Origin of the sequence: Amycolatopsis sp. NPDC049253, assembly GCF_040678995.1 — a bacterium.
Taxonomy (GTDB): Bacteria; Actinomycetota; Actinomycetes; order Mycobacteriales; family Pseudonocardiaceae; genus Amycolatopsis.
Map to the genome: position 1 here is coordinate 286,645 of NZ_JBFAQX010000003.1, position 19,932 is coordinate 306,576.

Annotated in this window: 16 protein-coding genes; 7 read left to right on the forward strand and 9 right to left on the reverse strand. The window is 72.9% G+C overall.

From position 1 onward, the window contains the following. Positions 1-131: 131 nt before the first annotated feature. Genes AB0K15_RS08900 through AB0K15_RS08910 form a run of 3 tightly spaced genes read right to left on the reverse strand, consistent with a single transcriptional unit; the run spans position 132 to position 4,208 of the window. Complete coding sequence (locus AB0K15_RS08900) at positions 132-1,778, reverse strand: thiamine pyrophosphate-binding protein (protein WP_364047395.1); 1,647 nt, start codon at positions 1,776-1,778, stop codon at positions 132-134. Then, positions 1,775-2,719, reverse strand: coding sequence for an agmatinase (gene speB / locus AB0K15_RS08905; protein ID WP_364047971.1), 945 nt, complete (start codon positions 2,717-2,719; stop codon positions 1,775-1,777). The genes AB0K15_RS08900 and speB overlap by 4 nt, the downstream gene beginning before the upstream one ends. A gap of 37 nt (positions 2,720-2,756) precedes the next feature. Then, complete coding sequence (locus AB0K15_RS08910) at positions 2,757-4,208, reverse strand: sodium:solute symporter (RefSeq protein WP_364047397.1); 1,452 nt, start codon at positions 4,206-4,208, stop codon at positions 2,757-2,759. A gap of 107 nt (positions 4,209-4,315) precedes the next feature. Here AB0K15_RS08910 and AB0K15_RS08915 point away from each other — a divergent pair, with 107 nt between their 5' ends. From AB0K15_RS08915 to AB0K15_RS08945, 7 genes are all read left to right on the forward strand, one after another. Further along, the gene (locus AB0K15_RS08915) at positions 4,316-5,797 is read left to right on the forward strand and encodes a PucR family transcriptional regulator (protein WP_364047399.1); all 1,482 of its coding nucleotides are present in this window, start codon (positions 4,316-4,318) and stop codon (positions 5,795-5,797) included. 98 nt (positions 5,798-5,895) lie between these two features. Then, positions 5,896-6,570 (forward strand): response regulator transcription factor, encoded by a 675-nt coding sequence (locus AB0K15_RS08920; protein ID WP_220238356.1) that lies wholly within the window; start codon positions 5,896-5,898, stop codon positions 6,568-6,570. Next, the gene (locus AB0K15_RS08925; protein ID WP_364047401.1) at positions 6,570-7,715 is read left to right on the forward strand and encodes a HAMP domain-containing sensor histidine kinase; all 1,146 of its coding nucleotides are present in this window, start codon (positions 6,570-6,572) and stop codon (positions 7,713-7,715) included. The genes AB0K15_RS08920 and AB0K15_RS08925 overlap by 1 nt, the downstream gene beginning before the upstream one ends. 38 nt (positions 7,716-7,753) lie before the next feature. Continuing rightward, positions 7,754-8,266 carry a hypothetical protein gene (locus tag AB0K15_RS08930; RefSeq protein ID WP_364047403.1) on the forward strand — a complete coding sequence of 171 codons (513 nt, stop codon included), beginning with the start codon at positions 7,754-7,756 and terminating at the stop codon, positions 8,264-8,266. 18 nt (positions 8,267-8,284) lie between these two features. Next, entirely contained in the window at positions 8,285-8,782 is a 498-nt protein-coding gene (locus tag AB0K15_RS08935) for a hypothetical protein (RefSeq protein ID WP_364047405.1), read from the forward strand. Between the two features lie 57 nt (positions 8,783-8,839). After that, complete coding sequence (locus AB0K15_RS08940) at positions 8,840-9,349, forward strand: permease-like cell division protein FtsX (protein WP_364047407.1); 510 nt, start codon at positions 8,840-8,842, stop codon at positions 9,347-9,349. 227 nt (positions 9,350-9,576) lie between these two features. After that, positions 9,577-9,843, forward strand: coding sequence for a hypothetical protein (locus AB0K15_RS08945; protein WP_364047409.1), 267 nt, complete (start codon positions 9,577-9,579; stop codon positions 9,841-9,843). A 48-nt stretch (positions 9,844-9,891) separates the two neighbouring features. Here the strand turns inward: AB0K15_RS08945 and AB0K15_RS08950 are convergent, their stop codons facing one another. The 6 genes from AB0K15_RS08950 to AB0K15_RS08975 form a co-directional block, all read right to left on the reverse strand. Further along, positions 9,892-12,003 (reverse strand): 3-hydroxyacyl-CoA dehydrogenase NAD-binding domain-containing protein, encoded by a 2,112-nt coding sequence (locus AB0K15_RS08950; protein WP_364047411.1) that lies wholly within the window; start codon positions 12,001-12,003, stop codon positions 9,892-9,894. Next, a complete protein-coding gene (locus AB0K15_RS08955) occupies positions 12,004-13,194 on the reverse strand; it encodes a thiolase family protein (protein WP_364047973.1) in 1,191 nt (396 codons plus the stop codon). A gap of 162 nt (positions 13,195-13,356) precedes the next feature. Continuing rightward, positions 13,357-14,946 (reverse strand): allophanate hydrolase, encoded by a 1,590-nt coding sequence (gene atzF / locus AB0K15_RS08960; RefSeq protein ID WP_364047413.1) that lies wholly within the window; start codon positions 14,944-14,946, stop codon positions 13,357-13,359. Beyond that, a complete protein-coding gene (gene uca / locus AB0K15_RS08965) occupies positions 14,943-18,485 on the reverse strand; it encodes an urea carboxylase (RefSeq protein WP_364047415.1) in 3,543 nt (1,180 codons plus the stop codon). Before uca ends, atzF begins: the two co-directional genes overlap by 4 nt. Beyond that, positions 18,482-19,102: an urea amidolyase associated protein UAAP2 gene (locus AB0K15_RS08970; protein ID WP_364047417.1), complete on the reverse strand. Its 621-nt coding sequence runs from the start codon at positions 19,100-19,102 to the stop codon at positions 18,482-18,484. The genes uca and AB0K15_RS08970 overlap by 4 nt, the downstream gene beginning before the upstream one ends. Beyond that, positions 19,099-19,929, reverse strand: coding sequence for an urea amidolyase associated protein UAAP1 (locus tag AB0K15_RS08975; protein ID WP_364047419.1), 831 nt, complete (start codon positions 19,927-19,929; stop codon positions 19,099-19,101). The genes AB0K15_RS08970 and AB0K15_RS08975 overlap by 4 nt, the downstream gene beginning before the upstream one ends. Positions 19,930-19,932 lie beyond the last annotated feature (3 nt).

Here is a 19,932-nt window from a genome sequence, read left to right on the forward strand (position 1 = left end):
TTGTCGACTTCGGACTGTACGGAGAGGACGCTCGTGCCGGACGCCTCCCCGGTGGCCGGGTCGGTGCGGGTGAGCGAGCCCTCGGCCTCGGTAAGAGCGTCGCCGACGAAGTTCAGGACGTGGGTCGCCGCTCACTCCAGGTGGGTCGGGGCGAACATCTTCAGCACGGCCGGCAGCAAGACCACCGACGGTCCCGGTGTCCGCAACGCCTTGGCCACGTCCGCGCCCACCGTACCCAAACCGGACCGCACGGCCGGCACCCCGAACGACTCGGCCAGCGCCACGAAGTCGGGCCGCGCCAGCTCGGTCGCCGTCGTCTCGCCGAAGGCGCCCGTGAGGTACTCGCGCAGGATGCCGTAGCCGCCGTCGTCGATCACGAGCCACGTGACGTCGAGACCGTGCTGCTTCGCGGTGGCGAGCTCGGCCAGGCCGTACATCGCGCCGCCGTCGCCGGAGACGGCGAGCGTGGGGATCCCCGTGGCGGCTGCGCCGAGGGCGCCGGGCAGCCCGTAGCCGAGGCCGCCCGCACCCTGCGCGGTGTGGATCGGCGCGCCGTCCGGCTGCCACGCCGACCACGCCCAGTAGGCGGCGATCGTCATGTCCCAGAACGTCTGCGTGCCTTCGGGCACCGCCGCGCGGAGGTCGTCGACGAGCTTGCGTTCGGCGGCCAGGTCCTGACCGTCCAATCGCGACTCGACGCGCGCGAGCAAATCGGCCACGGCGGCTTCGGCACGCCCGTCCGCGGTCCGCGCCGGAAGGTCCAGCGCCGAAACCTCCAACGCCCGCAGGAACAGCCGCACGTCGGCGTGGATGCCCAGCGCGGGGTAGTTCGACTCCAGCTTCCCGAGGTCGGCCTCCACCTGGATCACCCGCCCGCGCGGCGCGAATTCGCGGTAGTTGCTGGACAGCTCGCCGAGCCCGGAACCGAGCACCAGCAGCACGTCCGCGCCGGCGAGGAACTCCGTGGTGTGCCAGTCCTCCAGCCACGAGCGCGCGGACAACTCGTGATCCCAGGGGAACACACCCTTGCCGCCGAACGTCGACACCACCGGCGCCCGCAACGCTTCGGCGAGCGCCCGCAATTCCGCGTGTGCACCGGACCGCAGCGCGCCCCCGCCGGCGAGGATCACGGGGTTCTTCGCCGCGGACAGCAGCTTCGAAGCCTCCGCCGCCAGTTCCGGCAGCGGTTCGAGCGCAACCGGCACCGCGGTCACGTCGTGCAGGGGCGGCAGAGAAGCCTCCGCGAGCAGAACGTCTTGCGGGATCTCGACCCACACCGGCCCGTACGGCGCGGTCGCGGCGGCCGTCCATGCTTCACGCAGCGCCGTCGGGATCTGGCTGACGGCGCGGACCACGTGCACCGACTTCACGACGTCGCGGAAGCTCGCCTGCTGGTCGGGCAGCTCGTGCAGGTAACCGTGCCGCCCGCCGCCGAGCCCGGCGACGGGGATCTGGCTGGAGATCCCGAGCACCGGCACCGACGCGGCCCGCGACTCCTGCAGCGAGGCCAACGTCAGCAGCGCACCCGGGCCGGTCGACACGATCATCGGCGTGACCGGCACCGGCCCGTGCGGGTCGGCGGCGAGCCGGGCGCGCGCGAAACCGTCGGCGGCGAACGCCAGGTTGTTCTCCACCCGCGAGCTCACCACGCGCACGTCGTCCGCCCGCCGCAACGCCTCGAACAGCCCCAGCGCGTGCTGGCCCGGCAGCCCGAACACCGTGTCCGCGCCGAGCGCGCGCAGCGTCTCGACGACGATGTCGCCCCCGATGCGCGTCATTCGCTCTTCCCCAGCGCCAGCAGGCTCACGAGGTCGTAGGCCACGTGCGAGGCCGCGATGGCGGTGATCTCGGCGTGGTCGTAGGCCGGGGCCAGCTCGACGACGTCGGCGCCCACCAGGTGCAGGTCGCGCAACCCGCGCAGGATCTCCAGCAGCTCGCGGCTCGTCATCCCGCCCGCCTCGGGCGTGCCGGTGCCGGGTGCGTGCGCGGGGTCGAGCACGTCGATGTCCACCGAGATGTACAGCGGCCGGTCACCGATCCGCTGGCGCAGCGCGTCGACGGTCTCGTCGATGCCGCGGCGCAGCACGTCGCCGGAGGTGACGATGCCGAAGCCGAGCCGGCGGTCCTCCTCCAGGTCGCGCTTGCCGTACAGCGGGCCGCGCGTGCCGACGTGCGAAAGTGCTGCCGTGTCGAGGATTCCTTCCTCGACGGCGCGGCGGAACGGCGTGCCGTGGGTGTAGGGCTCGCCGAAGTAGGTGTCCCACGTGTCGAGGTGCGCGTCGAAGTGCAGCAGCGCGACCGGGCCGTGTTTCTTCGCCGTGGCGCGCAGCAGCGGCAACGCGATGGTGTGGTCGCCGCCGACCGTGACCAGCCTCGTGCCGCCGGCCATCAGCGCCTCGGCGTCCTGCTGCACCTTCTCGATCGCCTCGCCGATGTGGAACGGGTTCGCCGCGATGTCACCCGCGTCCACGACCTGCCGTTCGGCGAACGGCGACACGTCCAGCGCCGGGTGGTACGGCCGCAGCAGCCGGCTCGCCTCGCGCACGGCGGCGGGACCGAAGCGGGCGCCCGGCCGGTACGACACGCCGGAGTCGAACGGGACGCCGACCACGGCGACGTCGGCGTGGGCCACCTCGTCGATCCTCGGCAGCCGCGCGAAGGTCGCGAAGCCGGCGAAGCGCGGGACGCGCGACGAGTCGAGCGGGCCGATCGGGGGCAGGTCACTCACTGCGGTGTGCTCCTCGTGGTTGGGGTGTTCAGGCCTGCGCGGCGGCCGGGGTCGCCGCTGCCGCGTTCTCTTCGTCTGCCGCGGAACCGTTCAGGCGCCGCGTCCAGACCGACAGGATGGCTTCGGAGGTGCGCGGCGTCGCGAGGCTCACCGCGACGTACACGACCAGGCTCGCGCCGAGGCCCCAGTAGATCGGGCTGTTGGCCGCGACCCCGTCGATGATCATGAACGCCACCACGAACACCGTGCCGGCCACCATCGAGGCGTACGCGCCCTGGCGGGTGCCGCGCTTCCAGAACAGCGCGCCGAGGATCGTGACCAGCAGGCCGCCCACGAGGATGTCGTAGGCGATGGTCAGCGCGTTGACGACGTCGTCCACGACCATGGCGATGCCGATGGCGACGAGGCCCAGGACCAGCGTGGTCACGCGGTTGCGCAGCACCTCACCGCCTTTGAGGCCGATCTTGCGCAGCAGGTCCGACGTCGTGGTGGTGGCGCACGCGATCAGCGCGCCGCTGGAGGTCGACATGAGCGCCGACAGCGCGGCGGCCAGCACCAGCCCGCGCACGCCGGTGGGCAGCAGGCGCTCGGCGATCGTGGCGAACGCGTCCTGCGCGCTGCCGAGGTCGGGGTAGAGCACCTTCGCGGCCGTGCCGATGAGCGCGCCGGCCACGCCGTAGACGAGGCAGTAGACGCCGGAGATGATGCCGCCGCCGGTCGCGACGCGCGGGGTGCGGGCGGTGAACACGCGCTGCCAGATGTCCTGGCCGATGAGCAGGCCGAAGGTGTAGATCAGGAAGTAGGTGAGGATGGTTTCGCCGCCGATCGAGGTGAACTCGAAGTAGCCGGCGTCGAGCTTCTCGGCCATCCCGCCGAAGCCGCCGGCGGAGACGAGCGCGATCGGCAGCAGCACGAACAGGATGCCGATCGTCTTGATCACGAACTGCGCGATGTCGGTGAGCGTGATCGACCACATGCCGCCCAGCACCGAGTAGAGCACCACGATCGAGCCGCCGATCGCGATGCCGGCCCAGCTCGGGATGGAGAACAGGACCTTGAAGATCGACGCGAACGCCAGGGTCGAGGTCACGGTGAGCATGAGCGTGTAGCCCCACATCACGACCCCGGACACGGCGCTGGTGCGGCCGCCGTAGCGCAGGTCGAGCATCTCGCCGACGGTGTACACGCGCAGCTTCACCAGCCGCCGCGCGAACACCGCGTGCAGCACGAGGATGCCGGCGCCGATGGTGACCACCAGCCACGCGCCCGAGACGCCGTAGGTGTAGCCGAGCTTCACGCCGCCGACCGTGGACGCGCCGCCGAGCACGACGGCGGACATCGTGCCGGAGTACATGAACCAGCCCAGCCGCCGGCCCGCCACGAGGTAGTCGGACTTCGTCTTCGCCAGGCGCAGGCCGATCCAGCCCACGCCGATCATGCCCGCGATGTACAGCGCGATCACCGCGTAGTCGCCGCCCACGGGGTCCTCCTCGGTTCTCTGCGGGGTTGTCCGGGCCACCGTAGGTTCGTGCGCCACCGCTCCGGCATGGGACGATCCGTCCAGGAACCGTCGAAAGCCGGGATGAAATGACCCAGAACCTCGAGCACGAGTCCGTGGAAGTGAATGTTCCGTTACGGACGGTTGTCGGCAACCCGGAACTCGCGCTCGACGTCGTGCGGGAGACGCTGCGGCCGGGCGCGCTCGACGCGCCCGTGCGCTGGGCCCACGTGAGCGAGCTCGACGACCCCGCGCCCTACCTGCTCGGTGCCGAGCTGGTGCTCACCGCGGGTGTCAACCTCCCGCGCGAGCCCGGGCACTACGTCCGCCGCCTGCGCGACGCCGGCGTGACCGCGCTGGGCTTCGGCCTCACGCCGACGGTGTCGGAGACCCTGCCGGAGCCGCTGCGTGACGCGTGCGTGCGCCACGGCCTGCCGCTGGTGGTCGTGCCGCCCCGCACGCCGTTCCTCGCGATCAGCCGGGCCGTCGCCGTCGCGCTCGCGGAGGCGGGGCAACGCGAACAGCGCCGCACGGCGGTCGCGCGGGAGGCCCTCACGCGCGCCGCGGGCGACGGCATGGGGGCGCTCGTGACGGCGCTGGCCGAGCGTCTGCGGGGCTGGGTGGCGCTCGTCAGGCCCGCGGACGCGCTCGTGGCGGGCCACGACGCGCCGCAGCCGTTGCCGCCGGAGGTCGCCGACCTGCTCACGACGGTGCGCGCGGGCACCGGCATCCGCAGCGCGACCACCGAGCTGCCGGACGGCACGTATGTGGTGGCGCAGCCGGTGTACCCGCAGGCGACCGCGGCGCACCTGCTCGTGCTCGGGCGGCGGCGCCGGTTCGACGGCGGGGACCGCGCGATCCTCGCCGTCGGCGCGGCTTTGCTCGGGCTCGTCGGCCGCGCCGGGTCCGACACCGCGGAACTCGGGGCGGCGGCCACCGGGTTGCTGCTGGGCCAGGGTGGCGCGGACGTGGTCACGACGTTGCTGGGCACGGGGGAGTGCCGGCTCGTGGCCGGAGTCGCGCACCGCCGTGGCCCGGACGAGGTCGCCGTGCGCCACGACTGGCTGCGCGCGCGCCTCGACACCCCGCTCGTGCGGGTGCTGCCCGGCCCGCGGTTCCTGGCCGTGGTGGGTTCCTCGCCGGAGCTCGACGGGTTGCGCGAGCACGGCTGGCTCGCGGTGGCCGGCTCGCCCGTGACCGCGGACGGGCTGCCGGGCGCGCTCGCGGAGGCGGAGCTGCTGCTGGCCCGGGCACAGGCTCTCGGGCGGCCGGTGGCGGCCGCGGATCCGCTGGGTTTCGACGCGCTCGTCGCGCCCGGTGCCGCGGCGGGGTTCGCCGAGCGGGTGCTGGCGCCGTTGCGGGAGCTGGACCGCGCGCACGACCGCGAGCTGGTGCCGACGCTGCGCACCTGGCTCGCGCACCACGGCGGCTGGGACCGCACGGCCGCCGAGCTCGGGGTGCACCGCAACAGCGTCCGGCACCGGATCGGGCAGGCCGAACGGGCGCTGGGCGTGGATCTCGCGGACCCGGAGACGCGGATGCGGCTGTGGTTCGCGTTGCGCTGGTCGTGACGCCGATCGGACGTTCGCCGTGAGCTGCGCGTGAGGTGGCCCGGAGTGTCCATTCAGGTCTCTCAGGTGCTCTCAGGAAACTGTGGGATTGTGGTCTGGTGCGTGTTCTGGTAGTCGAAGACGAAGAGCCCTTGGCCGACGCGATCGCCCGCGGCCTGCGCCGTGAGGGCATGGCGGTGGACGTCGCGTTGACCGGTGACGACGGGCACGAGAAGTCGTCCGTCACCCGGTACGACGTGGTGCTGCTCGACCGCGACCTGCCCGGGATGTCGGGCGACGAGCTGTGCCGCGAGATCGTCGCGTCCGGCGAGCTCACGCGGGTGCTCATGCTCACCGCGAGCAGTTCCGTCTCCGACCGAGTCGACGGGCTGTCCCTCGGTGCGGACGACTACCTCGCGAAGCCGTTCGCATTCCCCGAGCTGGTCGCCCGCGTGCGCGCGCTCGGCCGCCGCGCGACGCCGGCCGCGCCGCCGCTGCTCACGGCGGGCGACGTGGAGCTGGACCCGGCGAAGCGCATCGTGCGCCGCGCGAGCGGGCCGATCGACCTGACGCGCAAGGAGTTCGGCGTGCTCGAGGTACTGCTGTCCGCCTCGGGGTCGGTGGTCAGCAGCGAGGAGCTGCTGGAGCGCGTGTGGGACGAGAACGCCGACCCGTTCACCACGACGGTGCGGGTCACCGTGATGACCTTGCGCAAGAAGCTGGGTGAGCCGGGAATCATCGAGACCGTGGTGGGCTCGGGCTACCGCGTGCCGGTCGCGGAGGCCGGCGCGTAGTGAACCTGCCCGGCACACGCAGCCTGCGGGCCCGGGTCACGATCCTCGCGACCGTGCTGGTGGCCGCGGCCGGGCTGCTCCTGCTGTGGCTGGCGTGGTCGCTCGTGGGCGACGCGGTGGACGCCGTGCCGCACATGCCGCCCGGCACGATCGTGCGCGTGGACGGGGTCGACGTCGACGCGTCCACGCTCGCCCAGCACCTGCGTACGCACGCCGTGAACCGGGTGCTGATCTTCGGCTCGCTGGCGTTCTGTTTCGTCGTGGCCGCGGCGGCGATCCTCGCGTGGACCTTCACTTCGCGCGTGCTGCTGCCGCTGCGCGAGATCACCGGCACCGCCCGGCGGCTGTCGGTGGAGTCGATGGGCGAGCGCATCGGCGAGATCCGCTCGCGCGACGAGCTGGCCGAGCTGGCCCGGACCTTCGACGACATGCTCGACCGCCTGCAGGCCGCGTTCGACGCGCAGCGCCACTTCGTCGCCAACGCGAGCCACGAGCTGCGCACGCCGCTTTCGGTCATCCGCACCGAGCTCGACGTGACGCTGTCCGACGAGGAAGCCGACGAGGCAGAGCTCCGTCGGATGGGCGGTGTGGTCCGCGACGCCACCGAACGCGCGGGCCAGCTCGTGAACTCCCTGCTGCTGCTCGCCCGCACCGACGGCGCCGGTCTCGTGGTGCGCGAACCGGTGGACCTCGCGGTGCTCGTCGGCCGCGCCTGGGCCGCCGTGCGCGCCGAAGCGTCCGCGCGAGGCCTGCGCGCCGAGTTCTCGACGGTCGCCGCACCCGCGTTCGGCGACCCCGCGCTGCTCGAACGCATCGCCGGCAACTTGGTGGAGAACGCGGTGCGCCACAACGTCGACGGCGGCTGGCTGGAGGTCTCCACGACACCCGGGCCCCAGTGGTCCACCCTGCGCGTGCGCTCGTCGGGCGGGCTGCTGGACCCGGCGGCCGTGCCGGAGCTGTTCGAGCCGTTCCGCCGCGCCGGCGTCGCCCGCACCGCCCGCTCCGGCGCGGGTCTGGGGTTGTCGATCGTGCGGGCCGCCGTCCAGGCCCACGGCGGCGCGATCTCGGCGGAACCGGTGGTGGGCGGCGGGTTGACGGTGACGGTGCACCTGCCGGCGGGTCCGCACGGGATCCCGGCGCTGTGAGCTCGTAACGTTCCCGCCCCGCCGGATGATGATCGTGCGTGGGGATTCGTTTGTGGCGCCGGCTGGCGCCGGTTCTGGTGGTCGCGCTTGGGGTGGGCGCCGGGTTGGCCTTCGTGGTCGGGACGGCCGTGCGTCCGGACCCGCTGCCGGTCGACCGCACGCCGGTGCCGCTGGCCGCGCACCAGCCGTGCCGGGACGTGGAAGCGTACTTCGACACCGACGACCAGATGCGGCGCGCTGCCGCCACGTTCCACGACGATCCGGACGCCCGGCTCGTCTTCGTCGAGTCCGAACACGAGTCCTTCCTCTCGCTGCGCGACGGCTTCAAGGACCACCCGGAGATGATGCACGGGCTGGGCGGCGAGGAGACCTCGCCCGCGGTGGTCACCGTCGTGCCGCTGCCCGCCACCGACCTCGTGGCCTACACCGCCCGCCTGAAGACCCGCTTCCCGGACGCGCAGGAGGTCTACTCCCTCGACGTCAACGCGTTCAACGAGAAGTTCGGCAAACCTCGGGACGCCCCGACGTGCCCGCGCGCGGGCGAGTACTGATCAGGACTGGGTGAAATCGTGACAGGGATTCGTTTGTGGCGCTGGCTGGCGCCGGTTCTGGTGGTCGCGCTCGGGGTGGGCGCCGGGTTGGCCTTCGTGGCCGCCGGGTCGGTGCGGGCCGTGGCGTTGTCGGTGGCGCGGACACCGGCGCCGTCGGCTGGGCACCAGCCGTGCCTGGCCGTGCAGGTCTACTTCCGCGACGACGATGCGATGCGCCGCGCCGCCGCCGTGCTGGGGAACGACCCGAAAGCCCGCCGGGTCGATCTCGACCCCCAGGCCCTGACCTGGGCGGAGTTCAAGAAGATCTACCAGCAGGACCCGGCGAAAATCGCCGCGACGAGTGAAAGTGCCATGCCGGCGACGGTGGTGGTGCTTCCGGTTCCGGGCACCGATCTCACCCGTTACGCCGCCGAGCTGAAGCAGCGGTTCCCGGACGCCCAGAAGGTCCAACAGCTCGACGTCGAGGCTGTGTGGAAGAAGTACCACCCGGGGATGCAGGGCTTCGTCTGCGCTTAGCCGCACGGCGAACGCCGACCGGGACCAGTCCCGGCTCCGGTGTGTGATGATCAGGCCATGGGGATTCGCATCTGGCGCTGGCTCGTCCCGGTGCTGGTCGTCGCGCTGGGCGCAGGCGTCGGGCTGGCCTTCGTCGTCGCAGCGGCCGTGCGGCCGGATCCGTTGCCGGTGGACCGGACGCCCGTGCCGCTGGCCGGGCACCGGCCGTGCGCCGCGGTGGAGGTGTACTTCGACGACGACCAGGTGATGCGGTTCGTGGCCGACCAGCTGCGGAACGACCCGAAGGCCCGGCGGGTGTACACCGAGACGAAGGCCGAAGCCTGGGTGCGCTTCAAGGAGATCTTCAAGGACGAGCCCGACCTGCTGGCGACCACGGATCCGAGCGCCATCCCCGGTTCGGTGACCGTGATTCCGCTTCCGGGCACCGACCTGAAGGCGTACGCGGCCGAACTCGGGCGGCGGTTCCCGAGCGCGCGGCGGGCCGACGATTTCGACGTCAACGCCGTGCGCGACAAGATCCCCGCGGACAAGCGCGGCCCCGTGTGCCCGCGCGCGGGGGAGTTCTGAGCGGATGATGCGGACGTGGCGCCGGCTCGCCCCGGTGCTCGTGCTCGCCCTCGGTGCGGGTGTCGGCCTGGCCTTCATCGTCGGCACGGCCGTGCACTCCGACGCGGTGCGCCGGCACCCGGCCGGGGCGCCGCCGGGCGAACGCGGGAGCTGCACCGCCGTGCAACTCGCCTTCGCCGAGGACGACGAGATGCGGCTAGCGGCAGGCGCTGCAGGACGACCCCGACGTGGCCGAGGTGTTCACCGAGACCCGGGCCCAGAGCTACGCCCGGGTCGAGGAAGTGTTCAAGGACGACCCCGATCTGAGGCGGGCGCTGGGCCCCGAAGACGTGCCGCCCGTGATCACCGCGTTCCCGCGGCCGGGCACCGACACGACCGCGTTGGCCGCGAAACTGCGGCAGCGGACCCTGGGCGCGGAACGCGTGAACGTGATGACTCAGGACCAGCTGCGGCTGTACTTTCCGCCCGGCACCCGCGGCCCGTCCTGCCCGTGACCCGGAAACCGGGGCGGCCGTCCACAACGGACAGCCGCCCCGGAGACATCAAGCCACCGGCACCGAAGCGACACCCGGCGCCAGGAACGGCTTCCCGTTCACCCGCTCCGAAACCCCCGCGCGGTCCAGGTACGGCGTGATACCGCCGTTCCAGAACGGCCAGCCCGCGCCCAGCAGCAGGCACAGGTCGATGTCCTGCGCCTCCGCGACCACGCCCTCATCGAGCATGAGGCGGATCTCCTCGGCGATGGCGTTCAGCGCGCGGTCGCGCACCTGCTCCGCTGTGGACGGGTTGCCGCCCCGGGTCCAGAGGGCGTCGACCTCCGGGTCGACGGACGCGTTGCCCGAGGAGTCCCAGGTCCACACGCCCTTCTTGCCCGCCTTCACGAACTTGGCGAGGTTCTCGCTCACCGTGAAGCGGTCCGGGAACGACCCGTGCAGCGTCTCGCCCACGTGCAGCGCGATCGCCGGGCCCACGAGCTGCATCAGGTTCAGCGGCGACATCGGCAGGCCCAGTGGCTCCAGCGCCGAGTCCGCGACCTCGAACGGCGTGCCCTCGTCCACGGACACCAGCACCTCGCCGAGGAAGCGCAGCAGCAGCCGGTTCACGACGAACGCCGTGGCGTCCTTCACCAGCACGCTCGACTTCTTCAGCTGCTTGCCGACGGAGAACGCCGTGGCGAGCGTGGCGTCGTCGGTCTTCTCGCCGCGCACGATCTCCAGCAGCGGCAGCACGGCCACCGGGTTGAAGAAGTGGAAACCCACCACGCGCTCGGGGTGCTGCAGCTTCGAGGCCATCGCGCTGATCGACAGCGAAGACGTGTTCGTCGCCAGGATCGCCTCGGGCGAGACGTGCTGCTCCAGCTCGGCGAACACCGCCTGCTTCACGCCCAGCTCTTCGAACACGGCCTCGATCACGAAGTCGGCGTCGGCGAACGCGGCCTTGTCCAGCGACCCGGTCACCAGCGCCTTGAGCCGGTTGGCGCCGTCCGGCGACACGCGCTTGCGCGACAGCAGCTTGTCGATCTCGTCGTGGACGTAACCCACGCCCTTGTCGACGCGCTCCTGGTCGACGTCGGTGAGGACCACCGGCACCTTGAGGCGGCGCACGAACAGCAGGGCGAGCTGGCTAGCCATCAGGCCCGCGCCCACGATGCCGACCTTGTTCACCTTGCGCGCCAGCGACTTGTCCGGCGCGCCGGCCGGCCGCTTCGCGCGCTTGTTCACGAGGTTGAACGAGTACAGCCCGGCGCGCAGCACGTCGGACATCAGCAGTTCGGCGAGGCCGTCGGTCTCAGCCGCGTAGCCGCGGTCGAGGTCGTTCTCCCGCGCCAGCTCCAGCAGCTCCACGGCCTTGGTCGCGCCCGGGGACGCGCCGTGCGTACGACCGTCCACGATAGACTTCGCGCGGGCGATGGCCGCGTCCCAGCCGGCGCCGCGGTCGATCTCGCGCCGCGCGGGAGTGACCTCGCCGTTGACGACCTTCGCGAGCCACAGCAGCGACCGCTCGAGATAGTCGGCCGAGCCGAACACCTCGTCGACGATGCCGAGCTCCGCCGCCTGCTTGACGTTGAGCATCTTGTTCTGCGCCAGCGCGTTCTCGATGATCACCGTGACGGCGGCGTCGGCCCCGATGAGGTTCGGCAGCAGCTGCGTGCCGCCCCAGCCCGGGAACAGGCCGAGGAACACCTCGGGGAACGCGATCGCGGCGGTGTTCTCCGACAGCGTGCGGTAGTGGCACGAGAGGGCCAGCTCCACCCCGCCGCCCATCACCGCGCCGTTGACGAAGCCGAACGTCGGAATCGTCGACTCGGTGAGCCGGCGGAACACGTCGTGGCCGGTCTGCGCGATCTTGCGCGCCAGCGCCGGGTCGGACACGGCCTCCACACCGGACAGATCCGCACCGACGGCGAAGATGAACGGCTTGCCGGTGACCGCGATCGCCGCGGGCTCGGCCGCGAACGCCACGTCCAGCGCGGCGTCGAGCGACACCAGCCCCTGCGGGCCGAACGTGCTCGGGCGGGTGTGGTCGTGGCCGTTGTCGAGCGTGATCAGCGCGACGGGCTTCGCGAGCCCGGGCACCTTCACCAGGCGGGTGACGGCGGTGGTCACGACCTCGTCGGGGAACGCGGCCTTGGCCTCTTCAGCGGTGAAAGTCATTTACTTCGCCCCCTCGAACGCCGGGTTCTCCCAGATCACGGTGCCGCCCATGCCGATGCCGATGCACATGGTGGTCATGCCGTAGCGCACGTCGGGGCGCTCGGCGAACTGGCGCGCCAGCTGCGTCATCAGCCGCACGCCGGACGAGGCCAGCGGGTGGCCGCACGCGATCGCGCCGCCCCACTGGTTCACGCGCGGGTCGTCGTCGGCGATGCCGAAGTGGTCGAGGAAGGCCAGCACCTGCACGGCGAAGGCCTCGTTGATCTCGAACAGGCCGATGTCGTCGATTGACAGGCCGGTGCGCTTGAACAGCTTCTCGGTGGCCGGCACCGGGCCGATGCCCATGACCTCCGGCTCGACACCGGCGAACGAGTAGCCGACCAGCCGCATCGCGACCGGCAGGCCCAGCTCGCGCGCGGTTTCCTCGTCGGCGAGGATCGACGCGGTGGCGCCGTCGTTGAGGCCCGCCGCGTTGCCCGCGGTGATGCGGCCGTGGGGCCGGAACGGCGTCTTGAGCTTCGCCAGCTGCTCCACGGTCGTGCCCGGCCGCGGCGGCTCGTCCTCGGTCGCCAGGCCCCAGCCCAGCTCCTTCGAGCGGATGGCGACCGGCACCAGCTCCGGGCCGATCTTGCCGGCCTTCACGGCCTCGGCGTAGCGCTCCTGGCTGCGGGCGGCGTAGGCGTCGGTGCGCTCCTTGGTGATCTCCGGGAACCGGTCGTGCAGGTTCTCGGCGGTCTGGCCCATGACGAGCGCGGTCGGGTCCACGAGCTTGTCGGCGATGATGCGCGGGTTGGGGTCCACGCCCTCGCCCATCGGATGGCGGCCCATGTGCTCGACGCCGCCGGCGATGGCGATGTCGTACGCGCCGAAGCCGATGCCGCTCGCGACGGTAGTCACGGCGGTCATCGCGCCCGCGCACATGCGGTCGATCGCGAAGCCCGGCACGGACTTCGGCAGGCCCGCCAGGAGGGCGGCCGTGCGGCCGATGGTGAGGCCCTGGTCGCCGATCTGGGTCGTCGCGGCGATGGCGACGTCGTCCACCCGCTCGGGCGGCAGCTCGGGGTGCCGCCGCAGCAGCTCACGGATGGCGTTGACGACCAGGTCGTCCGCGCGGGTCCCGGCGTAGATGCCCTTGTCGCCCGCCTTGCCGAAGGGGGTGCGTACCCCTTCGACGAACACGACGTTGCGCACCCCACGCGCGGTCGGCGCAAGGGGCGGCGTTGCTGGTGCGGCCACGAATGCTCCTGAAGTAGACAGAAATCCTGTCCGCACGATAGCCCTTGTTACCCACGGGTAACCAGGGGAGTGGCCCAGACGAGTGGGCGACGGCACACTCCCGGGCGGCCCCCGCCCTCAGGAACGCAGGTGGGCGAGCCAGCCTCCCTTCGCCGAGATGTCCTCCGCGGCGGCGAGCGCCGCCGGCTCGCACAGGAACCCCGAGACCTCCGAACCGTCGCGCAGGCGCACCCGCCCGATGGCCAGCGGCGCCGGGACCGCCGCCACGAACGCGCCGAAGCCGGCCACCGGCAGGTCCCACACCTCGGCCGCGATCGCGACGCCGGCTTCGGCCACGCGCACGAGCCCCGGTTTCGGCGGGGTCGTGGCCAGGGCGTGCAGCCGGTACTCGGGCGCGGTCTCGGTCTCGGCGACGAAGCGGCCGCCACGCGAGGTCAGCTCGTGGTTGAGCGGCTGCCCCCGCAGGTGCGCCCCGACGACGGCGAGGCGCACGCGGTCCTCGACGCCGCGAGCCAACGCGGCCAGCTTCGCGTCCGCGCCGGCCGGGCCGACGAGCATCACCCCGAACGGCCGCCCGGCGACCGTCCCGGCGGGCACGGCGAGCGCGGACAGGCCGAGCAGGTTGGCGAAGTTCGTGAAGCGGCCGAGCGCGGCGTTCGCCCCGACCGGGTCCGCGGCCACCTCGGCGAGCGTCGGGTGCCCGGTGGTGGTCGGCAGCAGCAGGGCGTCCACTGTGGAGAGCGCGACATCGGCCTCGCGCTTGAGCCCGGCGAGCGTGGCCTGGTCGGCGAACACCCGGTGCGCGGGGAGGTCGCGGGCCGCGGTGATGATCTCCGCGACGGTCGGGTCGACGTCGTCACGGTGCTTCTCGACGAACTCGCCGACGGCGGTGTAGCGCTCGGCGACGAACGAGCCCTCGTACAGCAGCCGCGCCGCGGCGAGAAAAGGCGACAAGTCCACAGTGGTCACCGCCGCGCCGGCCGCGGTGTAGTCCGCCACCGCGGCGGCGTAGGCCTCGGCCCACCCGTCCTGCAGCGGCCCCAGGGAGGCCGGGACGCCGATCCGGAACGCGCCCTCGTCCGACAGGCACCGCAGCGCGAGTTCCGCCTCGCCCACCGTGCGCGCGAAGACCGACACGCAGTCGATGCTCGCGCACGCCGGCACGACGCCGTCCGTCGGCAGCAGCCCCGGCGTCGGCTTCAGCCCGACGATCCCGTTGAACGCCGCCGGCACCCGGCCCGAGCCCGCGGTGTCCGTCCCGAGCGCGAGATCCGCGATCCCCAGCGCGACGGCGACCGCGGACCCCGAGCTCGACCCGCCCGACACGTACGCCGGATCGACGGCGTTGCGGACCGCACCGTAGGGGCTGCGCGTGCCGACCAGCCCCGTGGCGAACTGGTCGAGGTTCGTCGTGCCGAGCACCAGCGCACCCGCCGCCTTCAGCCGAGCGACGACCGGCGCGTCCGCCTCGGGCTCGTAGGCATAGGCCGGGCACCCGGCGGTGGTCGGCAAGCCGGCGACGTCGATGTTGCCCTTGACCGCGGCGAGCCGCCCGTACAGCGGGAGCGGTTCTCCGGCTGTGTACCGCTCCTCGAGCGCTTCGGCGTCGGCCAGCAGCTCGGCTTCAGGACGCAGGTCGACCCAGATCTCGGGCCGGTCGACCTGCTCGATGCGCCGGTACGCGGCGCGCACGCGTTCGCGGATCATCCGAGCACCACCAGCGGGGTGCCGGGCGCGACCTGGTCGCCGGGGGACACGAGCACCTCGAGCACCTTCCCGTCCGCGGGCGCGGGGATGCGCGCCTCGGTTTTCATGGCTTCCAGCGTGACCAGCGACTGCTTGTGGTCCACCCGCGTGCCCGCCTCGACGTCGACCCGCCAAACGGTGGCGGCGAACGGGGCCTCGACGACGTGCCCGCCCGGCGGCGCCTGCACGCGCGCCGGCGGCCTGGTGACCGGTTCCGGCTTCGGGTCGAACTCGCCCGCGGCCGCCCAGGCGCGGCGTTCCGCCTCGAACGCCGCCGACTGCGTGGCGCGGAACCCGGCGATGCTCTCGGCGTTGTCGGCGAGGAACCGCTGGTAGTCGGCGAGGCGGAACTCCCCGTCGGTGATGTCGAGCTCCAGCTGCCCGGCCGAGCCGCGCGCCCGCAGGTCCAGCAGCTCGTCGGCCGACACGGGGTACCACGAGATCCGGTCGAAGAACCGCAGCAGCCACGGCGATCCCGGCTCGAACGCGCCGCGCTGGTGCCAGCCGCTCCACACCTGCACGGTGCGGCCGACGAACTGGTACCCGCCCGGCCCCTCCATGCCGTAGATGCACAGGTAGGCGCCGCCGATGCCGACCGAGTTCTCGGCCGTCCACGTCCGGGCCGGGTTGTACTTCGTGGTCACCAGCCGGTGGCGCGGGTCCAGCGGGGTCGCGACGGGCGCGCCGAGGTAGACGTCGCCGAGCCCGAGCACGAGGTACTCGGCGTCGAAGACCGTGCGGTAGACGTCGTCCACAGTAGACAGACCGTTGACGCGGCGGATGAACTCGATGTTCCACGGGCACCACGGGGCGTCGTCGCGCACACCCGTCATGTACCGCTCGATCGCCTCGCGCGTCGCCGGGTCGTCCCACGACAGCGGCAGCCGCACCCCGCGGCTGGGGACCACGAGGTCCGCGGTGCCCGGCAGGTCGTCCTCCAGCTCACGCACCAGGCCGAGGGCCTTGCCGACCGGCAGCGCGTCCGGGTCGACGTGCACCTGCAGCGACCGGATGCCCGGCGTGAGGTCGACGATCCCCGGCACGCCTTCGGCGGCGAGCCGCTCCGCCAGCGCGTGGACGCGCATCCGCAGCGCGAGGTCGAGGGTCATGTCGCCGTACTCGACGAGCAGGTTGTCGTCGCCGCTGCGCCGGTAGGTCACCGACGGCTCGCCGTCCGCCGCGGGCCGCCGGGCGAGCACCCCGCCGTCGTCGAGGACGCTGCGGCTCGTGAGCAGCGGTACCGCCGGGCGGCGGCGCAGGGCCGCGGCGTGGTCGGCGTCGATCGGGACGAAGCGCACGGTGTCGCCCGGCCGGAGCTGGCCGAGCTTCCAGCGCTCGCCGGTCGCGACCGTCGCCGGGCAGACGAACCCGCCGAGGCTCGGGCCGTCCGGGCCGAGCAGGATCGGCAGGTCGCCGGTGTAGTCGACGGCGCCGATCGCGTACGGGGTGTCGTGGATGTTGGACGGGTGCAGCCCGGCCTCACCACCGTCCTCCCGGGCCCACTCCGGGCGTGGCCCGACGAGCCGCACTCCGGTGCGCGCGGAGTTGAAGTGCACCTGCCATTCGGTGCGGTAGAAGGTCTCGATGTCGGCCGGTGTGAAGAACTCCGGTGCGGAGTGCGGGCCTTCCAGCGCGCCGATCGTCCACTGTGCGTCCATCTGGGGCCGGTCCCCGACGGCGCCGCCGACCGGGTCCGCGGGCTCCGGGCCGGGGGTGAGCACGTCGCCCGCGGCGAGCGCGCGGCCGCCGTGGCCGCCGAACCGGCCGAGCGTGAACGTCGCCGCGCTGCCGAGGAACTCGGGCACGGCGAGGCCGCCCCGCACGAGCACGTAGCTGCGCAGCCCGGCCGTGCCCGCGCCCACGTCGAGCGTGCCGCCGGCCGGGACCACGAACGGGGTCCACGCGGGAGCCGGGGCGCCGTCGAGGAGCACGGGTGCGGTGGCGCCGGTGACGCAGACGGTGGTCTCGGCCGAGAACCGCAGCGTGACACCGTCCACAGTGCACTCCAGGCCGGGCGCGCCCTCGGGGTTGCCGAGCGCGAGGTTGCCCAGCCGCAGCGACAGGTCGTCCATCGGGCCGGACGGCGGCACCCCGACGTGCCAGAACCCGGTGCGGCCCGGCCACTCCTGCACGGTGGTCATCGTGCCGCCGCGCACGACGTCGATCCGCGGCTCGTCGTCGGTGACGCCGTCGAGCGTCGCGGTGTCGTGGGCGGCGCTCGCGAACGCGGGATCCGCGGCCGCGGCGCGGAGCTGGCCGAGGTTCGTGCGCACGCCGCCGACGGCGGTGGCCGCGAGCGCCGCCCGCAGGTTCGCCAGCGCGCCCGTGCGGTCGGTGCCGGTGCAGATCACCTTGGCCAGCAAGGGATCGTAGTGCGTGGTGACGGTGGTGCCCGCCTCGATCCAGGTGTCCACGCGGACGTCCGGCGGCAGCGCGACACCGGTGACCAGGCCGGCGCTCGGCCGGTGGTTCGCACTCGGGTCCTCGGCGTAGACCCGCGCTTCGAACGCGTGCCCGCGCGGCTCGGGGACCGCGTCGAACATCCCGCGCTCGCCCTGGGCCAGCCGCAGCATCCAGCCCACGAGGTCGACGCCGTACACCGCCTCCGTCACCGGGTGCTCGACCTGCAGCCGCGTGTTGACCTCCAGGAACGCGGCTTCCTCGCGCACGGGGTCGTACACGAACTCGACCGTGCCGGCCGAGCGGTAGCGCACCGACGAGCACAGCGCCACCGCCGCGTCGGCCAGCTGCCGCCGCACCGCGTCCGGCAGGTCCGGCGCCGGGCACTCCTCCACGACCTTCTGGTTGCGGCGCTGCAGCGAGCAGTCGCGCGTGCCCAGCGCGAGGACCGCACCCTCGCCGTCGCCGAACACCTGCACCTCGACGTGCCGGGCGCGCGTCACCAGCCGCTCCAGGAACACGCCCGAGCTGGCGAAGCTCTTGGCCGCGACACTGCGCACGGTCTCCCACGCGGCCGACAGCTCCTCGGCCGACGCGCACGCGCGCATCCCGATCCCGCCGCCGCCCCCGGTCGCCTTGAGCATCACCGGGTAGCCGATCGCGGTTGCCTTCGCGAGGGCCTCGTCGAGATCGGCCAGCAGCCCGGTACCGGGCAGCAGCGGCACCCCGGCCGCGATCGCGGCCTCGCGCGCGGTGTGCTTGCTGCCGAACACTTCCAGGTGATCCGGTGCCGGGCCGACGAACGCGATCCCGGCGTTCTCGCACGCCCGGGCGAAGGCGGTGTCCTCGCTGAGGAAGCCGTAACCCGGGTGGATCGCGTCCGCGCCGGTGTCGAGCGCGGCCCGGATGATCGCGTCGGCCCTCAGGTAGCTCTCGGCCGCGGGCGCCGGGCCGAGCCGCACGGCCTCGTCGGCCAGGCGCACGTGGGGTGCGGTGCGGTCGGCGTCGGAGTACACGGCGACGGTCGGGATGCCCAGCTCCCGTGCGCCGCGCAGGAGGCGGACGGCGATCTCGCCGCGGTTGGCGACCAGCAGTTTCACGCCGCACGCTCCGGTTCGGTCACGACCATCCGCACCGGCGTCGGGTCGAACCCGTTGCAGGGGTTGTTGATCTGCGGGCAGTTGGACACGAGCACGAGCACGTCGGTCTCGGCGCGCAGCCGGACTTCCAGGCCCGGCGCGGAGATGCCGTCGACGATGCCGAGCGTGCCGTCGGCCTCGACGGGCACGTTCATGTACCAGTTGACGTTGCTCACCAGGTCGCGTTTGCCGAGGCCCCACTTGCTGCCCTCGATGAGGAAGTTGTCGGCGCAGGCGTGCTGGAACCGGGTGTGCTGGCCGTAACGCAGGCTGTTGGACTCCTTGCTGCACGCGCCGCCGAGCGTGTCGTGGCGGCCGCAGGTGTCGGCGACGACCGTGACGAGCGGCGCGCCCTCGCCGGTGCGCAGCACGCTGCCGGTGGTGAGGAAGATGTTGCGCTGCGCGGCGATCGTCGCGGCGGCGCTGTAGCGGCGAGAGGTGTCGTTCGCGTCGTAGCAGAGGAAGTCGACGGCCTGGTTGCCGCCGAGGTCGACGATCGTGAGCTCCTGGCCGCGGCGCAGCACGGTGGAGAACGGGGCCCGCGCGGGGACTTCGACGTCGAGCACGGTCGTGGTCATGCGAGCCCCCGGGCGGTGAGGTAGTCGGCGGTGTTCTCGAACGCGCGCTGCGCTTCCGGTGTGTGGGTCCACTCCGGACTGTCCGGGCCGGTGGGCCGGTCGCGCCAGGCGAGGACGCGCAGCGGGCTCACGGTGTAGCCCTCGCGCGGGTCGAGCGGGTGCGCGGTGTTGGCGAGGAGGACGATCACCGGCAGTTCGATCCGCAGGTCCACCGACGCGCCGGGGCCCGCGGAGCCGGTGAAGGCCAGGTCGCCGTCCGCGCCGACCCGCACGCCCTGGAAGAACGACAGGCTGGGCGGCAGATCCCGGGGCCCCAGGCCGTTTTTCGCCGCCGCCAAGGTGAACAGCGGCCGCCCGGCCGGAGAGGGGCCTTCGGGTGCGCCGTCGCCGTAGCGCTCGGTGTTTCCGTCCACAGTGGACGTGCCGCACACCGCGTCGTGCCGGCCGCTGGTGTCGGCCACGAGGGTCGCGAGCACCCGGGCCTGGTCCGACAGTAGTGCGACGGACTCGCCGAGGTAGGCGTTCCACTGCACCTTCACGGTGTCGGCGACGTTGAGCCGTTCCCACGGCCCGTCGGCGTTGAACAGCAGCAGGTGCGCGCAGGCGTCGCCCTCGAGGTCGGTGAGCCGCAGCCGCGTGCCGCGGGCGAGGACCTTGTGCGTGTAGCCGCCGCCGGCCACGGTTTCGGCCCAGGTCAGCGCGGTGGGCTCGACTCCGGGTGGCGCGGGCCACCCGGCCGCCGGGATCGTCGGCATCGTGTCGACGACGGTGCCCGCCTGGGCGCGGGCGTGGTCGCGCGCGCCGTACGTGGTTGCCGTGGTGCTCATGGA